At 60.6% G+C, this 20,518-nt stretch carries 21 protein-coding genes and 2 rRNA genes; 11 read left to right on the top strand and 12 right to left on the bottom strand.

The window, feature by feature from the left end; translation table 11 throughout:
- Together R3217_07025 and R3217_07020 are read left to right on the top strand one after the other, a co-directional pair.
- Positions 1 to 193, top strand: a 193-nt coding sequence (locus R3217_07025) for a TRAP transporter small permease (GenBank protein MDX1455187.1), incomplete at its 5' end; no start/stop codon positions are given.
- Complete coding sequence (locus R3217_07020; GenBank protein MDX1455186.1) at positions 190 to 1,473, top strand: TRAP transporter large permease; 1,284 nt, start codon at positions 190 to 192, stop codon at positions 1,471 to 1,473. The genes R3217_07025 and R3217_07020, both read left to right, overlap by 4 nt.
- Positions 1,474 to 1,488: 15 nt before the next feature.
- Here the strand turns inward: R3217_07020 and R3217_07015 are convergent, their stop codons facing one another.
- On the bottom strand, positions 1,489 to 2,025 hold the full coding sequence (locus R3217_07015; protein MDX1455185.1) for a hypothetical protein: 537 nt from the start codon (positions 2,023 to 2,025) through the stop codon (positions 1,489 to 1,491).
- 148 nt (positions 2,026 to 2,173) lie between these two features.
- On the opposite strand from R3217_07015, the gene R3217_07010 reads away from it, so the two are divergent.
- Positions 2,174 to 3,055: a diacylglycerol kinase family lipid kinase gene (locus R3217_07010; GenBank protein ID MDX1455184.1), complete on the top strand. Its 882-nt coding sequence runs from the start codon at positions 2,174 to 2,176 to the stop codon at positions 3,053 to 3,055.
- A 29-nt stretch (positions 3,056 to 3,084) separates the two neighbouring features.
- Here R3217_07010 and R3217_07005 read toward each other — a convergent pair whose 3' ends face one another.
- Positions 3,085 to 3,945, bottom strand: a complete 861-nt coding sequence (locus R3217_07005) for a DMT family transporter (GenBank protein ID MDX1455183.1) — start codon at positions 3,943 to 3,945, stop codon at positions 3,085 to 3,087.
- A 117-nt stretch (positions 3,946 to 4,062) separates the two neighbouring features.
- On the opposite strand from R3217_07005, the gene R3217_07000 reads away from it, so the two are divergent.
- Genes R3217_07000 through R3217_06990 form a run of 3 tightly spaced genes read left to right on the top strand, consistent with a single transcriptional unit; the run spans position 4,063 to position 5,908 of the window.
- Complete coding sequence (locus tag R3217_07000) at positions 4,063 to 4,953, top strand: CPBP family intramembrane glutamic endopeptidase (protein ID MDX1455182.1); 891 nt, start codon at positions 4,063 to 4,065, stop codon at positions 4,951 to 4,953.
- Positions 4,954 to 4,964: 11 nt separating this feature from the next.
- A complete protein-coding gene (locus tag R3217_06995) occupies positions 4,965 to 5,237 on the top strand; it encodes an autorepressor SdpR family transcription factor (GenBank protein MDX1455181.1) in 273 nt (90 codons plus the stop codon).
- Positions 5,238 to 5,239: 2 nt separating this feature from the next.
- Positions 5,240 to 5,908 carry an SdpI family protein gene (locus R3217_06990; GenBank protein ID MDX1455180.1) on the top strand — a complete coding sequence of 223 codons (669 nt, stop codon included), beginning with the start codon at positions 5,240 to 5,242 and terminating at the stop codon, positions 5,906 to 5,908.
- A gap of 55 nt (positions 5,909 to 5,963) precedes the next feature.
- On the opposite strand, the gene R3217_06985 is transcribed toward R3217_06990, so the two are convergent.
- Positions 5,964 to 8,210: a DUF5916 domain-containing protein gene (locus tag R3217_06985; GenBank protein ID MDX1455179.1), complete on the bottom strand. Its 2,247-nt coding sequence runs from the start codon at positions 8,208 to 8,210 to the stop codon at positions 5,964 to 5,966.
- A gap of 214 nt (positions 8,211 to 8,424) precedes the next feature.
- Between R3217_06985 and rocF the strand changes: the two genes are divergently transcribed.
- The gene (gene rocF / locus R3217_06980; GenBank protein MDX1455178.1) at positions 8,425 to 9,330 is read left to right on the top strand and encodes an arginase; all 906 of its coding nucleotides are present in this window, start codon (positions 8,425 to 8,427) and stop codon (positions 9,328 to 9,330) included.
- 111 nt (positions 9,331 to 9,441) lie between these two features.
- Here rocF and R3217_06975 read toward each other — a convergent pair whose 3' ends face one another.
- Positions 9,442 to 11,457, bottom strand: a complete 2,016-nt coding sequence (locus R3217_06975) for a S8 family serine peptidase (GenBank protein MDX1455177.1) — start codon at positions 11,455 to 11,457, stop codon at positions 9,442 to 9,444.
- Between the two features lie 370 nt (positions 11,458 to 11,827).
- Between R3217_06975 and R3217_06970 the strand changes: the two genes are divergently transcribed.
- Positions 11,828 to 12,196 (top strand): carboxymuconolactone decarboxylase family protein, encoded by a 369-nt coding sequence (locus tag R3217_06970; protein MDX1455176.1) that lies wholly within the window; start codon positions 11,828 to 11,830, stop codon positions 12,194 to 12,196.
- An 80-nt stretch (positions 12,197 to 12,276) separates the two neighbouring features.
- On the opposite strand, the gene R3217_06965 is transcribed toward R3217_06970, so the two are convergent.
- Genes R3217_06965 through R3217_06950 form a run of 4 tightly spaced genes read right to left on the bottom strand, consistent with a single transcriptional unit; the run spans position 12,277 to position 15,966 of the window.
- Entirely contained in the window at positions 12,277 to 13,122 is an 846-nt protein-coding gene (locus R3217_06965) for a M48 family metalloprotease (GenBank protein ID MDX1455175.1), read from the bottom strand.
- The gene (locus R3217_06960; protein ID MDX1455174.1) at positions 13,122 to 13,625 is read right to left on the bottom strand and encodes an SH3 domain-containing protein; all 504 of its coding nucleotides are present in this window, start codon (positions 13,623 to 13,625) and stop codon (positions 13,122 to 13,124) included. Before R3217_06960 ends, R3217_06965 begins: the two co-directional genes overlap by 1 nt.
- 15 nt (positions 13,626 to 13,640) lie before the next feature.
- On the bottom strand, positions 13,641 to 15,485 hold the full coding sequence (locus R3217_06955; GenBank protein MDX1455173.1) for an adenylate/guanylate cyclase domain-containing protein: 1,845 nt from the start codon (positions 15,483 to 15,485) through the stop codon (positions 13,641 to 13,643).
- A gap of 16 nt (positions 15,486 to 15,501) precedes the next feature.
- Complete coding sequence (locus tag R3217_06950) at positions 15,502 to 15,966, bottom strand: PaaI family thioesterase (protein MDX1455172.1); 465 nt, start codon at positions 15,964 to 15,966, stop codon at positions 15,502 to 15,504.
- A gap of 226 nt (positions 15,967 to 16,192) precedes the next feature.
- On the opposite strand from R3217_06950, the gene R3217_06945 reads away from it, so the two are divergent.
- From R3217_06945 to R3217_06935, 3 genes are read left to right on the top strand one after another with little or no spacing between them, the layout of a single operon-like run.
- Positions 16,193 to 16,519 carry a hypothetical protein gene (locus R3217_06945; protein MDX1455171.1) on the top strand — a complete coding sequence of 109 codons (327 nt, stop codon included), beginning with the start codon at positions 16,193 to 16,195 and terminating at the stop codon, positions 16,517 to 16,519.
- Between the two features lie 19 nt (positions 16,520 to 16,538).
- Positions 16,539 to 17,249: a hypothetical protein gene (locus R3217_06940; protein MDX1455170.1), complete on the top strand. Its 711-nt coding sequence runs from the start codon at positions 16,539 to 16,541 to the stop codon at positions 17,247 to 17,249.
- A 5-nt stretch (positions 17,250 to 17,254) separates the two neighbouring features.
- Positions 17,255 to 18,298 (top strand): hypothetical protein, encoded by a 1,044-nt coding sequence (locus R3217_06935; GenBank protein ID MDX1455169.1) that lies wholly within the window; start codon positions 17,255 to 17,257, stop codon positions 18,296 to 18,298.
- Here the strand turns inward: R3217_06935 and R3217_06930 are convergent.
- The 4 genes from R3217_06930 to R3217_06915 all read right to left on the bottom strand — a co-directional run.
- Complete coding sequence (locus R3217_06930) at positions 18,277 to 18,735, bottom strand: signal peptidase II (protein ID MDX1455168.1); 459 nt, start codon at positions 18,733 to 18,735, stop codon at positions 18,277 to 18,279. The two genes, R3217_06935 and R3217_06930, sit on opposite strands and share 22 nt — an antisense overlap.
- An 8-nt stretch (positions 18,736 to 18,743) precedes the next feature.
- Positions 18,744 to 19,664, bottom strand: coding sequence for an arginine deiminase-related protein (locus R3217_06925; protein ID MDX1455167.1), 921 nt, complete (start codon positions 19,662 to 19,664; stop codon positions 18,744 to 18,746).
- A 102-nt stretch (positions 19,665 to 19,766) separates the two neighbouring features.
- Positions 19,767 to 19,882, bottom strand: a 5S ribosomal RNA gene (gene rrf, locus R3217_06920).
- A 120-nt stretch (positions 19,883 to 20,002) separates the two neighbouring features.
- Positions 20,003 to 20,518 (bottom strand): 23S ribosomal RNA (locus tag R3217_06915); the annotation flags it as partial.

Here is a 20,518-nt window from a genome sequence, read left to right as displayed (position 1 = left end):
TACCGGATCGGTCACACCATCGCTGGAGATTCCGCTCTACATCATCTACCTGGTGGTGCCAACGGGACTGGGCCTCGGCGCGCTGCAATACCTCCTGACAGCCGTGCGCAATGTGACGGCCGATACCACCTACCTCTCCTGGTCGAAACGCGACGAGTACGAAAAACCCTCTGCCGAGGAAATCGCGCCATGACCACCGCGATGCTGGTATTGATGATCGTGCTGCTGGTGGCGGGCTATCCCCTGATGATCCCGTTGCTGGCCGCCGCACTGCTCGCCTTCCTTGTCTTCATCCCGGGCATGGATCCGCAGATCATGATCCAGCAGATGATCGGTGGCGTGAAACCCAGCGCCCTGATCGCCGTACCGCTGTTCATTTTTGCCGCCGACATCATGACGCGGGGGCACACGGCCAATCGCCTGCTGGACCTGGTGATGCGATTCATCGGCCACTTGCGTGGCGGGCTGCCGATAACGACCGCAGCCAGCTGCACCCTGTTCGGCGCCGTCAGCGGCTCCACGCAAGCCACGGTGGTCGCGATGGGCGGGCCATTGCGGCCGCGCCTGCTGAAGGCCGGCTACTCGGATTCGTTCAGCATGGCCTTGATCATCAATTCCTCGGACATCGCGCTGCTGATTCCGCCGTCCATCGGCATGATCGTTTACGGCGTGGTGTCGGGCACCTCGGTTGGCGAGCTGTTCATCGCGGGTATCGGACCGGGCCTGCTGATCCTGTTGCTGTTTTCCCTGTACTGCCATGTCTATGCACGAATGAAGGACATTCCGGTCGAGCCACGGTCTGGCTGGGCCGATCGCCTCTTGGCACTGAAACGCGCTGCCCTGCCGATGGGCTTCCCGGCCATCGTGGTCGGCGGCATCTACGCGGGGCTGTTCAGCCCGACCGAAGCGGCAGCGGTGTCGGTGGCCTACGCGGCCATCCTTGAAATCGTGATCTTCAAATCGATCAAGTGGGGAGAGCTGCCGGAGCTGGCGGCGTCGACCGGCCTGATCACGGCAGTGGTGTTCATCCTAGTCGCCGCTGGCGCGGCATTTTCATGGGTCCTGTCGTATGCCCAGGTACCGTCTTACCTGATCAATGACGTACTGGGACTGGCAAGCGCCGAACCGTTGACGATTCTCATCACCATCAGCCTGGCGTATTTCATCGGCTGCATGTTCGTCGACCCGATCGTGGTGATCCTGATCCTGACACCGATTTTCGCGCCGATGATCCACGCGGCGGGCATCGACCCCGTACTGGCCGGCACCTTGATCACCCTGCAGGTCGCCATCGGTTCGGCCACGCCTCCGTTCGGCTGCGACATCTTCACCGCCATCGCGATTTTCCGCCGGCCTTATCTAGAGGTCATCAAGGGGACGCCACCGTTTTTCCTGATCCTGGTGCTGGCGACCGGGCTGATCATCACCTTCCCGCAGATCGCCCTGTTCCTGCGAGACCTTGCATTCAGGTAAGGCGGCCGGTGCAGCTCAGTTGCGGTGACGGATTTCGACCAGCCGGATATCGAAGTCGGCCGGTGGCAGTTTCGAATCGGCACTGAATCGCAGGGTCGCGGTGCTCCCATCGACCCGCGGCAACCACGCCTGGCCCACGTCCGCGCATTTCTCCTCGACCTCGGCGAGCGAAGCAATCGGCTCGCTGCCAAGCTGCTCGAAGTTCAATGCAACGGGGACGTCGGTGGTCTCGGCGCAGATCGCCAGGGTCAGCGCAGACGCGCCCGGGGACGTGACGCGAATCCTCGCGGCCCAGCCACGCGGCCCGGACTTCCAGGCAAGGCGTTCGGATGAAATGCGCTGCATGGACTCGGGCAGGCTGCGGATGATGCTGATCACGGGCGGTCGCTTGTAGGCACCATCGTCGAGAAACTTCTGCTCCGCAGAGGTCAGGGGGCCGAAGCCGATATCCAGCGGATCCCGCGGTGGCTCGCTGGCACAGCCGGCCAGCAACAGCGCAAGCAGGATCAACGGTACCTGGACTCGGAATGACGATCGTGTTGCCTGTGACATGAAGGGCTCCTGCTGGCTGTCTGCAATCGGGAAATCATGACCCACCCCCGGCAGCGACTCAAGGACGGCAGTCACAGGAAGGGTGCGAATTCCGACGATTGCGGTATGCTTCTGCGGTTGGCAGGAAGACAGGCAAGAACGGGGCACCGTGAAAGACATCGAACTCATCATCAATCCGCACGCCGGCCGCGGCGAAGGCGCGGCCGCCGGACCACAGATCGCGCGCGCCCTGACCTATGCCGGTTTCAATTGCGAAGCGCGCCTGACCAACGGTCCGCGGCACGCGGCCGAACTGGCCGAGAACGCCGCAAGACGCGGCTTCGATTACGTGGCGATTGCCGGCGGCGATGGCTCCATCAACGAAGCCGTGAATGGCATCATGCGCGCCGGCACCAACACGCCACTGGCCATCATGCCAGTCGGTACCGGCAACGATTTCGTCAAGATGCTGCGCGCCAACAGCTGGCAGGACACCCTCGCGGCGCTGGAGGAAGGCCGGACGCGCCAGGTCGACGTGGGTCGCTGCAATGACAGCTACTTTGCCAATGGCATCGGTGTGGGCTTCGATGCCAAGGTCGCGAAGATCGCCAATCAGACGCGCTGGTTGCGCGGCAAGAGCGTGTACTTTGCCGGGGTGTTTCGTGCCATCGCCTTCCACCATGGCAACCCGGAGATGCGTATCACCCTGGACGACCACACCTTCGTGCAACGGGTGACAATGCTGTCCGCCGCCAATGGACAGGTCTATGGCGGCAGTTTCCGGGTCGCTCCGGATGCCCGTATCGATGATGGCTATCTCGACATCATCATTGCCGGCGACGTGTCACGAACGCGCATGCTCGGTTTCCTGCCGAGCGTATTGAAAGGCACCCACACGGCACACGAGCTGGTCAGCACCCACCGGTCGAAGAAACTGCTGATCGAGGCCACGGAGCCGCTGCCGATTCATGCCGATGGCGAACTGTTTGCCGAAGATCCGACGCGGATCGAAATCGAGACCCTGGCCGGCCAGCTGACACTGGTCGACTGAGACTGCACTCCCGGCCGAGAAGAACAGGGCTAGCGAGAACGCAGCGACCCGAGGTAGATGGCCGCCAGCGCCAGCCCCGCGCCGACAAACTGCCCCACCATCAACTGCCGCTCGAACCACAGGAAATCCCAAACGAAGGCACCCACTGGCTGCAAGAGCAACACCAGGCCGATGGTCGATGCGTCGAGCTTCGGCAGGCCACGGGAAATCAGCTGCCAGCCGAAGATCTGCGCGGCCAGGCCGTACAGCAGCAGCCAGGCAGCGTCCTCCCATCGCGTCAGTGCCAGCGACTCGCCCATCCCCAGCGTCATCGGTACCAGCATCAGGGCACAGCTCAGCGACAGCACTGCCATGTTGGCGTAGTTCGACGCCGTGACATTGGCCTGGGTCCGCGAGGCACGCAGCGTGAGGGTATAGGCGGCATAGCACACGGCAGTGATCAGGCCGAGAATCACACCCCACTGGTACTGCTCGCCGAGGCTGTTCCACTCCGGCAGGACCAGCAAGGCCAGGCCGACAAAGGCCAGCGGGATGCTGACCAGCATGCGCCAGCCAAGCTTTTCCTTGAACAACCAGACGCCGGCCAGCGCCAGCAAGAAAACCTGGAAATTGGCCAGCAGCGTCGCGAGCCCCGGGCCCACGAAGCGGATGCTGCGATGCCAGAACAACAGGTCCAGGGCAAACCAGAAAGCCGCCAGGACGGCCGGCCACATGGTCTTCCAGCCAAACCACAGGGACTCGCCCCGCAACCGGGTGATGGCTGCCAGCGCCAGGCCACCGAACAGCATGCGGTAGAAGGCTGCAGCGGTCGGGTCGACGGTGACGATCTTCACGAATACGCCCGCCAGGGAAATCATCAGGGCGCCGATGGCAACTTGCAGTATGGGCATGGGATCCGGTCCTTAGGCCAGGCCGCAGTTTAGCAGCGCTCGCCAGGAAATTACCGCCTCGCTATTGACAGCATTCGATATTTAGATAAACTTCTAAACATCTAAGGGAGAACCGTCATGAATCACATCCATACTCGCCGTATTGCCATTTTCCTGCTGGTGGCCTGCAGCTTTTCCTGGAGCATCGTTGCCTGGCTGTGGGCCAGTGACCTCTTCAGACCCGGCGTCGCGATGACCGTCGGCCTCGTGCTGGCCATGTGGGGGCCCACCGTGGCCAACCTGGCCGCCCGTCGCTTTACCGGCCAGGGTTTCGGCCAGCTGGGGCTGCGCCCGGCTGACGGCCGGGGCAAGGCGACCCTGGGGTACTCCGCAGTCGCCTGGCTGCTGACCCCGCTGCTGGTCGCCGCCGGCGCCGTCCTCTTCTTCCTGCTCAATCCGGCCCTGTTCACGGCTGAGTTCCCGGTGCTGGCCGGGGCGGCGGCCAAGTCCGGCCTGCCCGCCAGCCAGCTGGCAACCCTGCAGGTGCTGGCGGCCGTGATGCTCGGACCGCTACTGAACGTGGTCGGCACTTTTGGCGAGGAGTTCGGCTGGCGTGGCTACCTGCAACGAGAGCTCCTGCCACTGGGCACGGTTCGCGCCCTGCTGCTGACCGGTATCGCCTGGGGAGTCTGGCATTTTCCCGTGATCGCACTGGGTTACAACTATGGCCTCGGCTACCCTGGCGCGCCGTGGACCGGCATGGCGGCGATGCTGCTGTTCACCGTTGTCCTCAGCATTTACATGGGCTGGCTGACCTTGCGGGCAGGATCGATCTGGCCGGCCGTGGTGGCCCACGGCAGCATCAACGCGGTGGCGGGCCTGGGTGTACTCTTCATCAACGACCCCTCGCGCGCCCAGGGCCTGTTTGGTCCGACGCCCGTCAGCCTGGTGGGCGTGTCCGCCTTTGCACTGCTGGCCCTGGCCTTGCTGCCCGCCTTGAAGAGCAGGTCGCAGGCGGCCACGGCCTGAAGGAGCGAACCATGGAACAACAGAACGTCTTCAAGGCGCTGGCCGATCCGACCCGGCGAGACATCCTGCAAAGGCTGAGAAAGGGCTCGATGAGCGCCGGTGACATCGCCGAACAGTTCGATATCACCCGCGCCTCGCTGTCGCATCATTTCAACGTGCTGAAAGCCGCCGACCTGGTACGTACCGAGCGCCGCGGCCAGCAGATATTCTATTCCCTGAACACCACCGTCTTCGAGGACGTGGCTGCGCTGATGTTCAGCCTGTTCGGCAAGACCGGAGAATGACCATGCCACGCAATTACCGAATCGTTTCCATCCTGTTCCTGCTGCTTGCCATCGGCATCGGCGCGTTCAACTACGGCAACCTGCCGGCAGAAATCCCCAGCCACTGGAATGCAGCCGGCGAAGTCGATGACACCATGCCGCGTTTCTGGGGCACGGCATTCATGCCAATGATGATGCTTGGCATGATCCTCATGTTCGAACTGATCATCTGGCTGTCACCGGCCGGTTTCCGCCTCGACCAGTTCAAGGACGTGGTCGGCATCGTGCTGCTGCTGACGCTGGGTTTCCTGCTGACGGTCTACATTGCCCAGATCATGATCGCTCTCGGCATGGCCATCTCCATGGACCGGGTGGTGATGATCGGCATCGGCATCCTGTTCATCGTGCTGGGAAATTTCTTCGGCAAGATGCGCAAGAACTTTTTCATTGGCATCCGCACGCCCTGGACGCTGGCCAGCGACGAAGTCTGGGCCAGGACACATCGCTTCGGCGGCTGGGTGTTCGTTCTCGCCGGCATCGCCATCCTCGTCGGCGGGCCGCTGGGCGCACCCATGCAGTTCATGATCGGCGCCGCGGTCGCGGTCGGCGTCCTGCCCACCCTGTACTCGCTGATCCTTTACAAGCGCCTCGAGGGATTCAAGGAAGAGTCCGATCCGGACGACGAACTGTAGGCAGCTACGAAAAAAGCCGGGCACTGCCCGGCTTTTTCATGCACGGCCGCCTGCCTCAAAGCTGCCAGGCATAACTCAGTTTGAAGAACAGGGTCTGCTCCTGGGTCTGCAAGGGGTTGTCGACCAGGCCGTCGTTGAAGGCGAACTTCCCGTCCGAGTATCCGGCAAAGAATACTGTCCGCGGATTGAGCTTGTAGGAAAACAGCACCTGGTTGGACCAGCTCGTCTGGTCGCGATTCACCGCACTGAGATACAGGTCCTGGTTGCGATACAGGTCGCGATACTGGGTGATGACTCGCAGGAACATCCGGTTGTTGAACTGCCAGGTCGCACGCAGCTCGTGGATCCATGCCGAGAACAGCCGCCCGCCGTCGACATTCATCCGCTGGTACGTCGGGTCGAAGCGCAGGTTGAGATGCCGCCCGAGCCTGAAGATGAACCAGGGATCGACCGTCAGCGTACGACCGGCACGCGAGTTGGCGTAGTCGATGGCATCACCATGGCGCAGCGACATGCCCGTTGACAGCATCTTGTTCGGCTTGATTTCGCCATAGAAGGCCAGGATGTCCTGATCGTATTCCACGCCATCCCAGTACTGGGTGCGATCGATGCCACCAAACTGGGCATAACCCTGCCAACCCACCGTATTCACGCTGATGTAGGCCTCTGTTTCCTGCTCGAGCTCGATACCGCTGACAGCTTCCTCGGTACGATCGACATCGCCATTCAGGCGAATGCGCCGGTACCAGTCGTCACCGTTGCCGAACCAGTTGTACCCGCCACCCAGGATGCTCTTGTCAAAGCCGACCTGCGGCAGGAAACCGAGATCGGCACGGAAGTCCTCGTCGACCTGCTGGTGCTCGGCGTAGATGTTGTACTCGCGTCGATTCCGGTTGTAGCCGACGTAGCTGGCAGAACCCTCGAACGGGTCGGCACGCACGCCATTGGCGGCCACCATCTCGGCGTCGTATTCGGTTTCCGAGGTCAGGACCTCGGCAGTGATCGAATCGGAATCGGTAAAGCGGTACTTGGTGTCGACGCCAATCACCGAATTCGAGTAGTCATCGCCACTGCGGTCGGTGGCAATGATGCCGACCGTGGAATTGCCGCCGATGTCGTAGCGATAGCGCATCGCGGCGTTTTCGGTCTTGAAGTCGAAGGAACCGAAATCGTTCCCCTGGCTGCCCGGAAAAAGGACACTGGTCTGTTCATCATTGGCGAAGAAAGCGCCGAAGGCATGGCTGCCCTCCTTGCCGGTGACCTTTGCACCGTACTCGGGATCGGCAATGTTGCGCGTATAGACGATGTTGAAAGGGTCCTGGAAAAGGTCACGGCCTTCGAGGAAGAACGGACGGCGCTCGGGAAAGAACAAGCTGAACTGGTTGTTCACGTCCAGCTGTGCCACATCTGCCTCGACCTGGGAGAAATCGGGATTCAGCGTGCCGTTGAGGATCACATTCGGCGTGATGCCCCACTCCAGGTCCAGCGAGGGCTCGACCTCGAAGTCACCATTTTCCATCGGCAGGCCGTAATCAGGCCGGGCATTGGTCTGGATGCCAGTGACCGTAGGCACCAGCTGGAGGTTGTTGCCGGGATCCGCACCCGCGAAACCACGGAACTTCTGGTATTCGCAAAGGGTGCAGGACAGGTTTCGATCGGCCCGATACATCCGGAACTGGTGGCGCTCCTCGCGTGGATAGATGCGAATGAAATCGATTCCCCAGATTTGCGGCTCCTCGCTGGCTGCAAAGCGCAGCGAGCGCATCGGCAATGCCATTTCGACGACATAACCGGTCTCGGTCAGCCGACCAGCGCTTTCCCAGATGGTGTCGTAGGAAGCGTCTTCGCCGCCCTGGATATCATCCTTGAAGAGGTCACCCTGCACACCGAGCGGATTGACGAAGAACTCGAAGCCACGCCGCTCGTCATTGAAGGTGTCCATGACGACACCAACGAAATCGTCCTGGAACATGGCATCGCGGTCACTGTAATGCGCCCGGATCAACTCGGGGGCCGGATCATGCGCAATGAACGCGATGAACAAGGTTTCACCATTGAAAGCGATGAACGCCTCGGTTTCGGCCCGGGCCGGGATGTTTTCCGCAGGCCAGGTCTCCCAGTCAATGGTCAGGCGAAGTGCATCCTGCCAGACAGCCTCATCGAGATAGGCATCGACCTCCACATCGCCAGAAACTGCAGGCACATCAATGGGAACTTGCCGTTCCTCGAGCGAACGGTCGGCGGCGTGGCTGGTGGAAATGGACAACACCAGGCCCAGTACTATCAGGCTGTACGTTTTCAATGGACTCCCCGGAATCTGGTCTTGCCTGCTTTGATGCAACAAAGCGGGCTGCGGTTTGCATGGGTTTGACGACCCAGGGCTGCCAAGGTTCCCGGGAACGGCTTTATTGATGGGGATTCCGGCCAATGTCGAAGAAAATGCCGGAAAACGTTAGAATCGCGCCCCTGATTCGCCACGTTGCAGCGCAACGCCAGACAAGCACCAGGTAATCATCATGAAAATCAGCATCACCAATGTTCACCTTGATCTTGGCGCCGGTCGCCGCGGCACGGACATGGGCCCGTCGGCCATGCATGTCGCCGGTCTCGTGCCCGCCTTGCAGAAGATCGGCCATGAAGTGGTCGGCCACTCCAGCGTGGGCCAGGTCGCCATGGAAGCGAAGGACATCGGCGACCCGTCTGCGCGCTTCCTGCCCATCATCCAGGAGGTCTGCGCGGACCTCGCCGACAGCGTGGAAGCCGATCTCGAGAGTGGCTGCTTCCCGCTGGTGCTCGGCGGCGACCACTCGCAGGCCATGGGCACCATTGCCGGCCTGAGCCGCCACCTCAGGAAGAAGAACAAGGATCTTGGCGTTTTCTGGGTCGACGCCCATGCCGACATGAACACGCCCGATACCAGCCCCTCGGGCAACATCCATGGCATGCCGCTGGCCGCAGCGCTCGGTCATGGCCGCGACGAGCTGACCGGCCTGGCCGGCGAGGCACCGATGATCAAGCCGGAGAACGTGGTCCTGTTCGGCGTGCGCGACATCGACAAGATCGAGCGCGACATGGTCGACAAGATCGGCGTACGCGCCTACTCCATGAGCGAGATCGACGAACGCGGCATGAATGTATGCCTCAAGGAAGCGATGGAAATCGTGTCTCGTGCCTCGGGCGGCATCCACCTGTCCTACGACCTGGACGGCTCCGACCCGTCGGTGGCACCGGGTACCGGCACCGTCGTTCCAGGTGGTCTGAATTTCCGTGAATCGCACCTGATCTGCGAGACCCTGGCAAAGAGCGGCAAGCTCTTGAGCATGGAAATGGTGGAACTGAACCCGACGCTCGACACCGAGAACAAGACCGCCAAGTTTGCCGTCTGGCTGATCCAGTCCGCGCTGGGACGCACCATCCTCTGAAGGCGCCTGCAACACACTGAAAACCCGGCCACGCGCCGGGTTTTTTGTTGGTCACTCGCCAAAAGAAAGGGGGCCCGAAGGCCCCCTCAAAGTCTTGCATGACGCCTTCCCTTACGGGTTGACGGTCACGCTACCGGAGCAAGTGCTGGTGCCAGCTTCGCACACCTGGTAGGTGTACATGGCATTGCCCTTGTTACCGATGAAGTCGGTGAATGCACCGTCGTTGGCCGTGGTGGCCACCAGCGAACCGTTGCGGTAGATGTCGACATTGGTCGACGTTGCACCGCTCCAGCTCAGGTCGGCGTGATGCACACCCTTCACCTTGTAACCGATGGCGTTCAGCGTCAGGTCGCCGCCCGGATCGGTGCCACCAGCGCTGACGGAAACCGTCGTCGAGGTGGTATCGGTCGCGCCGTCATCGTCGGTCACGGTCAGGGAGACCGTGTAGTCACCGTCAGCCGCATAGCTGTGGCTGGCGGTTGCACCGGATGCGGTCGCACCGTCACCGAAGTCCCAGGCATAGCTGACAATCGAGCCGTCGCTGTCGCTGGAAGCCGAACCGTCGAAGCTGCAGGACAGGTCCGTGCAGTTGTCGGTGAACGAGGCAGTCGGAGCGACATTGGCCGGCGGATTGCCGCCGCCACAGCTCTGGCTTGCCAGGTAGTCGGTGGCAGCACGTGCCTTGACCAGACCGAAGCCAAACGCGTTGTCACGACCGTTCGAACCGAGGTCCTCGGCCGTGGCGTTCATGGCATCACGCACGTCCTGGTTGGTGCAGCTGGTGTGGTTCGACCAGATCAGTGCAGCAACTGCGGAAACGTGCGGGGTAGCCATCGAGGTGCCGTCGAAGTAGGCATAGTTGCCTGCACCAACGTTCACCGTCGCGCTGTTGCCCGTCAGACCCTGCAGCGTCGCGCCGTCGGTGTCGGACACGCCGATCGACGGAATCGAGGTTGCGGTACCACCCAGCGTACCGGACAGGGAGCCCGGCTCGTTGTTGTAGATCACCGCAGCAACACCACCGCCAGCTTCGCAAGCCAGCACCTTGTCGGCAAAGCTGATTTCGCCACGCGAGATCAGGCAGACCTGGCCGCCGCCACCCGGGCAGGACGCAGTGCCGACACCGCAATCAACCAGCGGACCGGTTGCATTGCCGTCCGGCGTGCCTTCCATGCCAAGACCGCTGAAGTTGCTGCCACCCACGGTGACAGAAGCATCGGAGCCGTAACCCATCGGCACGGTGGACTGCACGCCCACGCCCGGACCGGAGATTTCGACTTCGCTGTTCTGCTGCGAGAAGGAAGCAATCTGCTTGTTGGAATCCACGGCAGCGACGGACATGACGCTGCTGTAGGAAGCCGGATAGCTCTTGCGGGTGTTGCCATCGTTACCGGCGGCCGCAATCGAGAGCACACCACGGCTGTTGGCACCGGCAAAGTAGCTGTCTTCCGAGTTGGACGAGAAGCTGCCACCCAGCGACATGCTGATCACGTTCGCGCCAGCATCTTCACAGCGCATCGCAGCGTCGACCAGCGAGGACGAGTAGGCCCAGCCGTTGGCATCGAACACCTTGATGATGTGCAGGTTGACGTTCTCGTTGCGGAACACACCGACCACACCCAGGGCGTTGTCGACGGCAGCGATCGTGCCGGCAACGTGCGTGCCATGGCTGTTGGTGTCTTCGTACCAGTTGCCGGAACCGGAATCGTTGGTGCCATTCACATTGTTCTGCGGCAGATCTTCATGCGCCAGGTCGTAACCCGAGTCGATGATGCAGACAGTGCGGTTGGCCGATGCCGGCTGGAGAGAGAGATCGTCAGCCTGGACCATGGCGATGCCGTAAGGCTGCGCCTGGGACATCAGGAAACGCTTCGGATCTTCTTCAACGTAGGTGACGTTCGGATTGCGCTTCAGGCCCTCCAGCGCCTGAGCGGGTACCGAAACCGCCATAACACCGAGCTTTTCGAAGTTGTAGTGGGTTTCGGCGCCAGCGCCCCGCAGGGACTGCTGAACGGCGGCCTGGTTGCCCGCCTTGAAACCAACGTACACGCGAACCTTGTCGTTACCCGCCGCAGCGGTAGCACTCAGGCCGAGTGCGACTAACAGACCGCACGACAATACGGTCAAACGTTTAATAATGCTCACAAGAATGGTCCCCCCATTTGTGATATTTGCTTGGATTGTGTTGTGTGGCCTTCCCGGGCCTTTTTGTTTTTTATGAGTGGCCGTCATGGGCCTTGTTATTTTTCTGTTGGCCTTCAATGGCCTTGTTGTTTTTTTGGCAATGCGCCTTGCGCGCAAAACTTGGTCGAACCTACCGGACCGCTTTGCGCAGCGCAACACTTTAATTTCGGACTATTTTCTGGGCGTGAAATGACCAGAAATTCGGCGAAAAGCGCCGTTGTTGGCAAGTGAAACTAATAAGCTTCCGGACATTCTTGCGCAGTTCGAATTGCCGTAAGCTGGCGGCCAGCCATTTTTCAGTCAGGAGAGACCCATGAGCGATGCATCCACCGGTGGCAAGGCAAAGGCCTTTGCCGAATTCAGGCAGAAAATGAACGACCGGATCCTGGCCGAGGACAACCGGGTGATCAAGCGCATGTTCTCGCTGGACAACCTCACCTACCGTGAGGAAGGCGAACTGGATACCAAGACCAAGGAGCTGATGGGCCTGGTGGCCTCGCTGGTGCTGCGGTGTGATGACTGCGTCTCCTATCACATCAGCCAGTCGCTCTCAGTGGGCGCCCAGCGCAAGGAAATCATGGAGACCATGAGCATCGGCCTGGTGGTTGGCGGCAGCATCGTCATTCCGCACCTGCGCCGTGCAGTGGCGTTTCTCGACGAACTGGAGGGCGTCGAGACCTGACCAGGGCAGCAATGCCGGACAGGAAAAAGCCCCGCCAGGCGGGGCTTTTTCCTTACCCGAGCCTGCTCGGATGGATGGTCTCAACCACCCGCCTGGACCCAGGCGAGCATGGCCGATCGGAACCGGTCCTCGCCGTCCGGATTGCCTTCCAGCCTCGTCCAGCTGCTCGGAATCCTGCCAAGGATGTGTTCCAGCCTGTCCGACGGCGCCGGGTGGGTCTTGAACAGCAAAGCCAGTTCGCTCGACTTGCCGGCCAGGGCATCCAGCCGCTGCAGCACGGCCACCAGGCCATAGGGCTCGTAACCGGCCCGCGCGGCCAGCACGACGCCCAGGCGGTCTGCCGACAGCTCGTCATCCCGGCCAAGGCCCTGGGTGTAGAGCTTCTTGGTGCCCTCGATCACCCAGGCGTACTTGCCGACATCCTTGCCCCGGTCGCGCAGTGTTTCTTCCGCCACGCGACCTGCCAGGCTGAGGCGTGCACCGGACTCCAGCGCTTCGAGGTGGTGCTTTTCAACCACATGGGCAATCTCATGCCCCAGCACGCCAGCCAGCTCCGATTCACTATGGATCTGCTGCAGCAAACCGGTGGTGACGAACACGTAGCCATCCGGTGCCGCAAAGGCATTGATATTGGGATTGTCGATCACGGCAAAGCGCCACGACAGGTCCGGGCGGGCGCTCTGCAAGGCCACCCACTGGCCAACGCGGTTGACGTAACGCTGGGTAGGCTCGTGGGCCAGCAGCGGCGAAGCGCCCAGCAGCGTCGCAGCGGCCTCATGGCCAATTTCCTGCTCTTCTTCACTGGATACGCCGAACAAGGCCGTCTTGGCCGTTCCCAGGTCCTCGCCGAGGCGGGTGAAGTCGTACTTGCAACCCGCCAGCAGGAACGTCATCGACAGCACTAACAGAAGGTTGAAGGTTTTCATCATTCGCCCTCCTGCAGCTCGGCAACATCGGTCTTGGCCAGGCCCGCCTGGCCGGCAAATCCGCGCGCCTCGGCTGCCGAGCTCTGCCAGCTGGCCAGCCGGTCGACCGCCGCCGGATTCGGAACGGCCGAGTTGATGTCTTCCTCGCTGAGCCCGCGGATGCCAGTGGTTGCCGTGGTCGTGCTGGTACGGCTACGACCCGTGAAGCTGAACAGCGAGCCCCAGAAACCCGGTTCCTCGCGGGTCTCGGCAGTGTCACCCAGCCTGACATTCGCCATGCGCACCCAGCCCGTACGTCCCGCGTCGGTCTTGACCTTGTACCAGCCGCCGTCCCGCTCGAGGATCGTTACGGATTCCTGGCTGCGTACCATGCCAAGGCTTTGACTGGTGGCATCGGGCGACGCATTCAGGCCGCTGGTCCTTATCATGTTGCCGGCATCCGCTGCCATCACGGTGACGCTGCCCAGGGCAAGCGCCAATCCAAGTAGCAATCTCTTTTTCATTTCCAGCCCCTCTTGCTAATCAATGCTGCTGTTTTGGAATTTGCCGATGGGCTCGTACAACTGCACGGCCTTCTGGCGTCCCTTTACCTGCACCTCGCCGTGAGCACGATACTTTATCAGCTCGCCGGCACGGCGCCGCGTGTCATCGGATACAAGAATCCTGGCACGTCCCTTGGTCTGCCCCTCGAGTCGGCTGGCCAGGTTGACGGCATCGCCAATGGCCGTGTACTCGAGTCGGTTGTCCGATCCGATGAAGCCGACCACGGCCGGCCCTGTATGCAGGCCGATACCGATATCGAAGGCAGCCAGGTCGTCGCCCAGGTCCTTGCGGAACTCGTCGACCACCTGCGCCATTTCCATGGCCGCTTCGATGGCATGCTCGGCCTGCCGCTCGTCATCCAGTGGTGCGCCCCAGAACGCCATGATGGCATCGCCGATGAACTTGTCGATGGTACCCCCGTGGCGGAAGATCACCTCGACCTGCTTGTCGAAATAGCGGTTCAACAGGTCCAGGACCTCTTCGGGACTGCGGGATTCGGACAGCGTGGTAAAACCACGTATGTCGGAAAACAGGATAGTGATTTCGCGGGATTCGGGTTTCGTCGCGAGCGGGCTGCCACCCTCGGCAACCAGGCTCGCGGCCACGCGCGGGTCGATGAAGCGACTGAAGGTTTCCATGGCCTGGCGACGCTCCTGGCGGGAGCGCTGGAATGAATAGAGCGTCAGGCCTGCAAGCATGAGAGTCGGGTACAGCAAGGGCGGCAAGGTCGGCAGCAGCAGGTTGCTGCCCAGCAGGTAGCGTGCAGAGATCAACCAGAGCACGCTGCCAAGCAACAGGACAGCCGCAGCAAGCAACAAGCCATGCTGTCGCGAATATAGCAGCGTTACGGCCAGCAACAGCAGCAGCGATGCCAGCAACCCTGCATGAGGCTGGTAACGCAACCAGTCGTCACGCAGCAGGTTGGACAAGGCCGTCGCCAGGATATCCGCGCCCGGATGGGCAACGCTGATGGGCGTGACACGGATGTCGTACAGGCTGGATGCCGTGCCGCCAATGATGACGACGGTATCCTCGAACAAGCCGTCGAACATCGGATCGCCCTCGGCCAGGCCGGCGAACACATCGACGTAGGAATATTGCTCGCGATCATAGGGCCCTGCAGACCAATGGAGGTCGATGAACGGCTGTTCGGGTACGGGCGCTGCCAGGAAATCGGCCACGCGCGCGGGCAGGCTCGGTATGCGCCAGCCGGCACGATCGAAGCGAACGGCATATCGGCGCCCGACACCATCGGCATCCGGCGTGAAATTGATGGCACCGACCCGACCGGTCTCCGACAGTGGCTGGAGACTCGGAATCAAGGCCTGCTCGGCTCCCGGCCGTGCAGTCGAGGTCTTGTCGAAGCCGAGCTTGTAGCCGTACTGGTCCAGGGGCAGGCCCGGACCACCATCATCTTCCAGCAGGACGATGGGAAAGAAGACCCTGTCCGAGGCGGTGGCCGTCTCGACGAAATAGACATCGGCCTCGGGGTTCACTTCATCCCATTCGGAGAACAGGATATCGAAGACGACGGCCTTCGGATTCTGGGCAAGCACCTTTTCCAGCAATTCCGCATGCACGGCGCGCGACCAGGGCCAGCGGCCGAGGCCATATTCACTGGCCATCAGCTCGAGGCTGCGTTCATCGATATTGATCAGGACAATGCCAGGCGCAGGGGCGCGACTGTCGGCTTCGGCACGCAGGAATACATCCCGCAGGGCATAATCGAGCGGGGCCGTGATGCGCGCAGCGCCCAGGTCGAGCACGGCGAACAGGCCGAGCAACAGGGCCGCCGCCCAGATCTTTCGCTGCTTGCTCACTCGGTGACCTCGCGCATCAGGGCTGCCACCGATGGTAGGCAGGGTGGCCAGGTTTCACGGCGATGAAGTTCCCCGAGCAGGTCGCGCAAACCTCGCCCCCGACACTCAGCTCGGCGACAACGCGAGCGCGGCGATCGGAAGATTCCTCGGTGCGGGCCTCCAGCGTCACTTCCTGCCCGCTGGGCGTCGGCTTCAAGAGCTTGACGTGAAAATCCCCGGTCACCGTACATGGCGGTTCCTGCTGGCCGGACTTCTGCATCAAGTGCCAGGCCGCTGTCCAGTTGGAGTGGCAATCCAGCAGGGCTCCTATGATCCCGCCGTTCAACATGCCCGGGAAGGCTTCATGATGCGGGGCCGGCTCCCAGGTTGCGATCACCACCTTGCCCTTGGGCATACTGCGGATCCGCAATCCCTGCGTATTGGCCGGACCGCAACCGAAACAGATGCTGTTCGGTGCATATTGCTCCTGCAGGCTTTTCATCATTCCCCCCCCGTTCATCAAAGCCCCACTGGACTATACCGCAGGGAATGAACATATTAATGGGGCTATCGCGGAATTTCGGGCGTGGTTTCCTAATTCAAGCGCATAATTTTGTTTGACATAATTTGACGGAGCGTCAATATTTTAAGGGCGCCAAGTGGGCCCGCTTTGCAGGTCCGGGGATGCTGATTGAATAGGACCTGTTCGAATCGCAAAGGGGGTTCCCATGAAATATGTTTTGATCGTCGTAATGCTGTTTTCTGCCAAGGTCGTGTTGTCGGCCTGTGACTTTGGCGAGGATGATTATGATTCAGGCTCGTCGGGCAGTTACAGCCTGTCGCCGCGTATCATCAACGAGGGATTTGGCACCAGCTGCAATACGCAGGTTGCGACCCAGTGCGCCGCTGCCGATGTGCGGTACGCGCAGTACGAAGAATGCATCTACACCTATTCGGGTGATTCAGCCACTCAGGCGCAGTGTGAAGGTTATTACGACAATTACGTAATCCAGGCCAACCTCTGCCAGAGCACCTACGACTCCTTGGGCTGTTGACGGCAATCGGGGTATTCAATTGCGCAAGTGGCATGCAACCTGGCTAGTTGCCGGGCTGGTTGCCGGCATCATTATCGGGCGCTGGAGTGTCACTTCAGCGCCCGAAGTCTCTCCAGCTTTCGAAACCGGCGTGGTGGACGAGCGCGTGGCGAATGGTCCCGGGCCCGATGTCGGCCCGTTGTCGAGACAACTTGCGTCGGTCGATGCAAACCGATTGGCGGTCGAAGACAGGCAGGAGCTCGCCTCCGAGCTGCGTGAGGTCGTGGCATTGCTGCCAGACTCGCTGAGGCTCGAGCATGTCGAGCGGATTACGGGAATTGATCCTGGAGTTGTGAATGCGTCCGGGGACCCGGATGCATATCTTGAGCGCCTTCTGGACGTGGCTCTTGCCGATACCGTAGAGCCCTCGCTGGACGAGTCACCGATTCATTCACCAGTCTGGTTCTCGACCGCGGGGAATCGTGACAATCCCATGAGCGTATTTTCCACACGGGATACCGTGGTATTTGCAAATCTCGACAGCACTGGCAGCGATGACGCTCTGGTGAAGTGGCTGCAGGTGGATACCGGCGAGCCGGTACTGTTCAAGAAGGTGGCCTTGCGGGCCAATGAACGTACCCGGGTATGGGTGCGGGACTTCGAAGGTTTTTCACCCGGCACGTACAAGGTTGAATTCTATTCTGTCGAATCACTGGAACTGCTGAGCAGCGGATCCTACCAAGTGAGGTAAAGAACATGCTGACCGTCATCACCATGATCATGCTGGGAACACCAACCGAAATTCCGGTGTTCGAGCCCACGGAAGCCACGGCGTACAGCCAGGCCGATACAGTCATCACGGCCAGCTTCGGTCCCGAGGGCAAGCCCAGGGAATGGGAGTCGCGCCGATACGACAAGAACCATTACGGTGGCATCGTCAGCCAGTACAACCTTACCTACCAGGTCATCAACGGACGGAAGGTCGCGGTCATGCAGCTGACATTTGCACCGGCGAATATGGATTCGCAGGCAGCCCAGAAGGTAGGCCGCATGGGGACACGATTCATGATTTTCGATTTCAAGGGGGTGGGTCGCTATGCGATCGAGCAGGACAAGGCCGTCTGGTCCGATGAACAGTACCGCCCGGGCACGACAGAGCCGAGCATCAAGCGCCACATCACCCTGATAAGGAACAATTTTGCTGCCTACGGATCAAATGCGCAGTCCGCCATGTCGACCGGCCTGGGAGTCGACAGCAAGGAGAAGATCGGCGGCTGGATCGAGATCGAGGGCATCAATACGGACGGTGCAATCCGAGGCAAGTTTTCATTCACTGCCGGTGACGATATCTGCCCCAATGGCAAGCCCTGCTGGATTCGCATTGCCCGGGTAGAAGGAAATTTCGTATCTGATGTGAACCGCTTGCGTACGCAATCGGTTGCCGTCCTTCCTGACGGCGAGAAGGTAGACGTCGGCGTGAAACCCAAGCCGCGCCTGGCCACCCCGCCCGGGATCAAACCTCGAATAAAAAGTCCTGCCACAGGTGCCACGGCGCCCGGCGGCGGCCAGTACGGAAACATCATGGACCGTATCGCAAAGATACCTCAGGCCAATGCGCGCTACGCAGACTGTCCGGCTCCGACCGGGTCTGCATGCGAAAACAGCAACGAGACCTATTACAAGTATCGAAGCTGCCATTCATCGTCGGATGGAGACCATGGAAAATGTGCAGGATTGTTCCAGGCGCATGAACGTGCTGCCAAGGCTTGTCTCGCAGCTTATGAACGTTCGGGCTGTTGACGCTGTTCCTGGAACAGCATCACGAGGATCAGGCCGAGTCCGACAAGGTTGGCTAGATCGGCAATATTGAAACGGCCGGACTGGACGGGTCCCAGTTGAACCTGGATCCAGTCCAGTACCGCGCCTTCATGGACAAGCCGATCTACGATATTGGACAAACCACCACCAACAAACAGGGCCCAGCCGCACATTTCGCGCATGGATGCGCCCCTGGCGTAGCGGCCCCCTGCAACGCTGGCAACGATCACGAGTACGAAGATAGCAAGGCTGACAAGTGGCCATTCATGGCCTCCAAGGGCACCCAGCATGAGCCCCTTGTTCCAGTGGATTCCAAGCCAGAGCAGCTCGCCATCAATGGAAGGCTCCCAATGCAGGATCAGCAGCTTGCTCACCTGGTCGAGGAACAGCACCGTTCCGACCAGTACGGCCAGGTTCATCGGGCGGGTCATTTTTCCTTCTTTGGCAGAAAGACTTCTGCCAGCATGCAGCGCACGCTCCCCCCACCCAGCCGCTCCAGCGCATAGGTGTCAACTGGAATTCGCTCGGCATGACGATCCAGGGTCTTTTTCTGCTTCTTGGTCAACGCCTTGTCCGCCGTCTCCGACAGGAACAGTTTCGCGCCATCAGAGCCCTGGAGAAACAGCTGGTTGCCGGCAAACTCTGCGACCTGCTCGGAGCTGAGGCTGACGACGTCCCGACCTTCCGCTTTCAGCACGGCCAGCAAGGCACTACGCTCTTTTTCATCCGGAACCAGGTCCGCAGCGACAATCGAGCAATCCGGTCCGACGGTCATGATGACGTTGGTGTGATAGATAGGCAGGCCGGACTTGTCTAGTGCCGAGAAGTATTGCAGCTCGAAGCCCATTCGTTCAGCCCAGGCTTCCGCCAGCGCGCGCTCCGTTCTCACCGAGGCGCAAGCAAACGCAGTTCCGGTACGGTGATCGAGAACCAGGCTGCCCGTTCCTTCGAGGAAGCGATTTTCCGATTCATGATGACTGAGATCGATCGTCTCGCTGATTGCGAACCCATGGCCTTCAAGAAAGGACGCAAGTTCGGTGTTCCGCTCGCGTCGCCTTGACGGCGCGGCCATGGGGTAGAAGACGAGGCGGCCATCGGGGTGCGTAGAGAACCAGTTATTGAGAAAAACAGCATCCGGCAGGTCACGCTCGGGAGGAACGGCAAGCCGGATCACTCGTATTCCGGCGCGCTTGAGAGCCGCAACCAGCGCGGCATGTTCGCGCAGCACGGTCGCTTGCAGATCCGGAACGTGGATCTGCTGCTGGAATGCATTACTCGCAAAGGTCTCCCGGTTTGCGCGGAATCCTTCCGGCGGAGTAACCATCACGGTCGAAGCTAGAAGATTCATGCGCTCATCATCCCATAGCGGGGATTGAACGCAAACAACCCGAACGCCCGGGGCAGAAAAAGAAAAAGCCCCGATCCAGAAGGATCGGGGCTTCGAATAAGAGCCTGGCAGTGACCTACTCTCGCACGGGGAGACCCCGTACTACCATCGGCGCTGGACACTTTCACTTCCGAGTTCGGGATGGGATCGGGTGGTTCGAGTCCGCTATTGCCACCAGGCAAACTGGTTTTACCACGGCGCGCCTTCTCAAGCACGCGGGTAGAAAATCGGAAAGTTGATTGAACGCTTAGTAATAACGTGTCAATAACACTCGCAGCTCAAAACTGCTTGGGTGTTATATGGTCAAGCCTCACGAACAATTAGTACTGGTTAGCTTAAGCCATTACTGACCTTCCACATCCAGCCTATCAACGTCGTAGTCTTCGACGGTTCTACAGAGACTTCAAGAGTCTAGTGAAACCTAATCTCAGGAGGGGCTTCCCGCTTAGATGCTTTCAGCGGTTATCCCGTCCGTACATAGCTACCCGGCTGTGCCACTGGCGTGACAACCGGAACACCAGAGGTACGTCCACTCCGGTCCTCTCGTACTAGGAGCAGCTTCCTTCAAGTTTCAAACGCCTATGGCAGATAGGGACCGAACTGTCTCACGACGTTCTGAACCCAGCTCGCGTACCACTTTAAATGGCGAACAGCCATACCCTTGGGACCTGCTACAGCCCCAGGATGTGATGAGCCGACATCGAGGTGCCAAACTCCTCCGTCGATGTGGACTCTTGGGAGGAATCAGCCTGTTATCCCCGGCGTACCTTTTATCCGTTGAGCGATGGCCCTTCCATACAGAACCACCGGATCAC

The sequence above is a fragment of the Gammaproteobacteria bacterium genome, assembly GCA_033720895.1.
GTDB lineage: Bacteria > Pseudomonadota > Gammaproteobacteria > Natronospirales > JAJUFS01 > JAWWBS01.
The sequence above is the reverse complement of the archived record's forward strand: the minus strand, read 5'-3'. Positions and strand labels throughout refer to the sequence as shown.

Bases quoted from the DNA above. Each gene is read 5' to 3' on its own strand.
- R3217_07020 (MDX1455186.1), top strand. From the start codon at position 190: ATGACCACCGCGATGCTGGTATTGATGATCGTGCTGCTGGTGGCGGGC.
- R3217_07015 (MDX1455185.1), bottom strand. From the start codon at position 2,025: ATGTCACAGGCAACACGATCGTCATTCCGAGTCCAGGTACCGTTGATC.
- R3217_07005 (MDX1455183.1), bottom strand. From the start codon at position 3,945: ATGCCCATACTGCAAGTTGCCATCGGCGCCCTGATGATTTCCCTGGCG.
- R3217_07000 (MDX1455182.1), top strand. From the start codon at position 4,063: ATGAATCACATCCATACTCGCCGTATTGCCATTTTCCTGCTGGTGGCC.
- R3217_06995 (MDX1455181.1), top strand. From the start codon at position 4,965: ATGGAACAACAGAACGTCTTCAAGGCGCTGGCCGATCCGACCCGGCGA.
- R3217_06990 (MDX1455180.1), top strand. From the start codon at position 5,240: ATGCCACGCAATTACCGAATCGTTTCCATCCTGTTCCTGCTGCTTGCC.
- rocF (MDX1455178.1), top strand. From the start codon at position 8,425: ATGAAAATCAGCATCACCAATGTTCACCTTGATCTTGGCGCCGGTCGC.
- R3217_06970 (MDX1455176.1), top strand. From the start codon at position 11,828: ATGAGCGATGCATCCACCGGTGGCAAGGCAAAGGCCTTTGCCGAATTC.
- R3217_06965 (MDX1455175.1), bottom strand. From the start codon at position 13,122: ATGAAAACCTTCAACCTTCTGTTAGTGCTGTCGATGACGTTCCTGCTG.
- R3217_06960 (MDX1455174.1), bottom strand. From the start codon at position 13,625: ATGAAAAAGAGATTGCTACTTGGATTGGCGCTTGCCCTGGGCAGCGTC.
- R3217_06950 (MDX1455172.1), bottom strand. From the start codon at position 15,966: ATGAAAAGCCTGCAGGAGCAATATGCACCGAACAGCATCTGTTTCGGT.
- R3217_06945 (MDX1455171.1), top strand. From the start codon at position 16,193: ATGAAATATGTTTTGATCGTCGTAATGCTGTTTTCTGCCAAGGTCGTG.
- R3217_06935 (MDX1455169.1), top strand. From the start codon at position 17,255: ATGCTGACCGTCATCACCATGATCATGCTGGGAACACCAACCGAAATT.
- R3217_06930 (MDX1455168.1), bottom strand. From the start codon at position 18,735: ATGAACCTGGCCGTACTGGTCGGAACGGTGCTGTTCCTCGACCAGGTG.
- R3217_06925 (MDX1455167.1), bottom strand. From the start codon at position 19,664: ATGAATCTTCTAGCTTCGACCGTGATGGTTACTCCGCCGGAAGGATTC.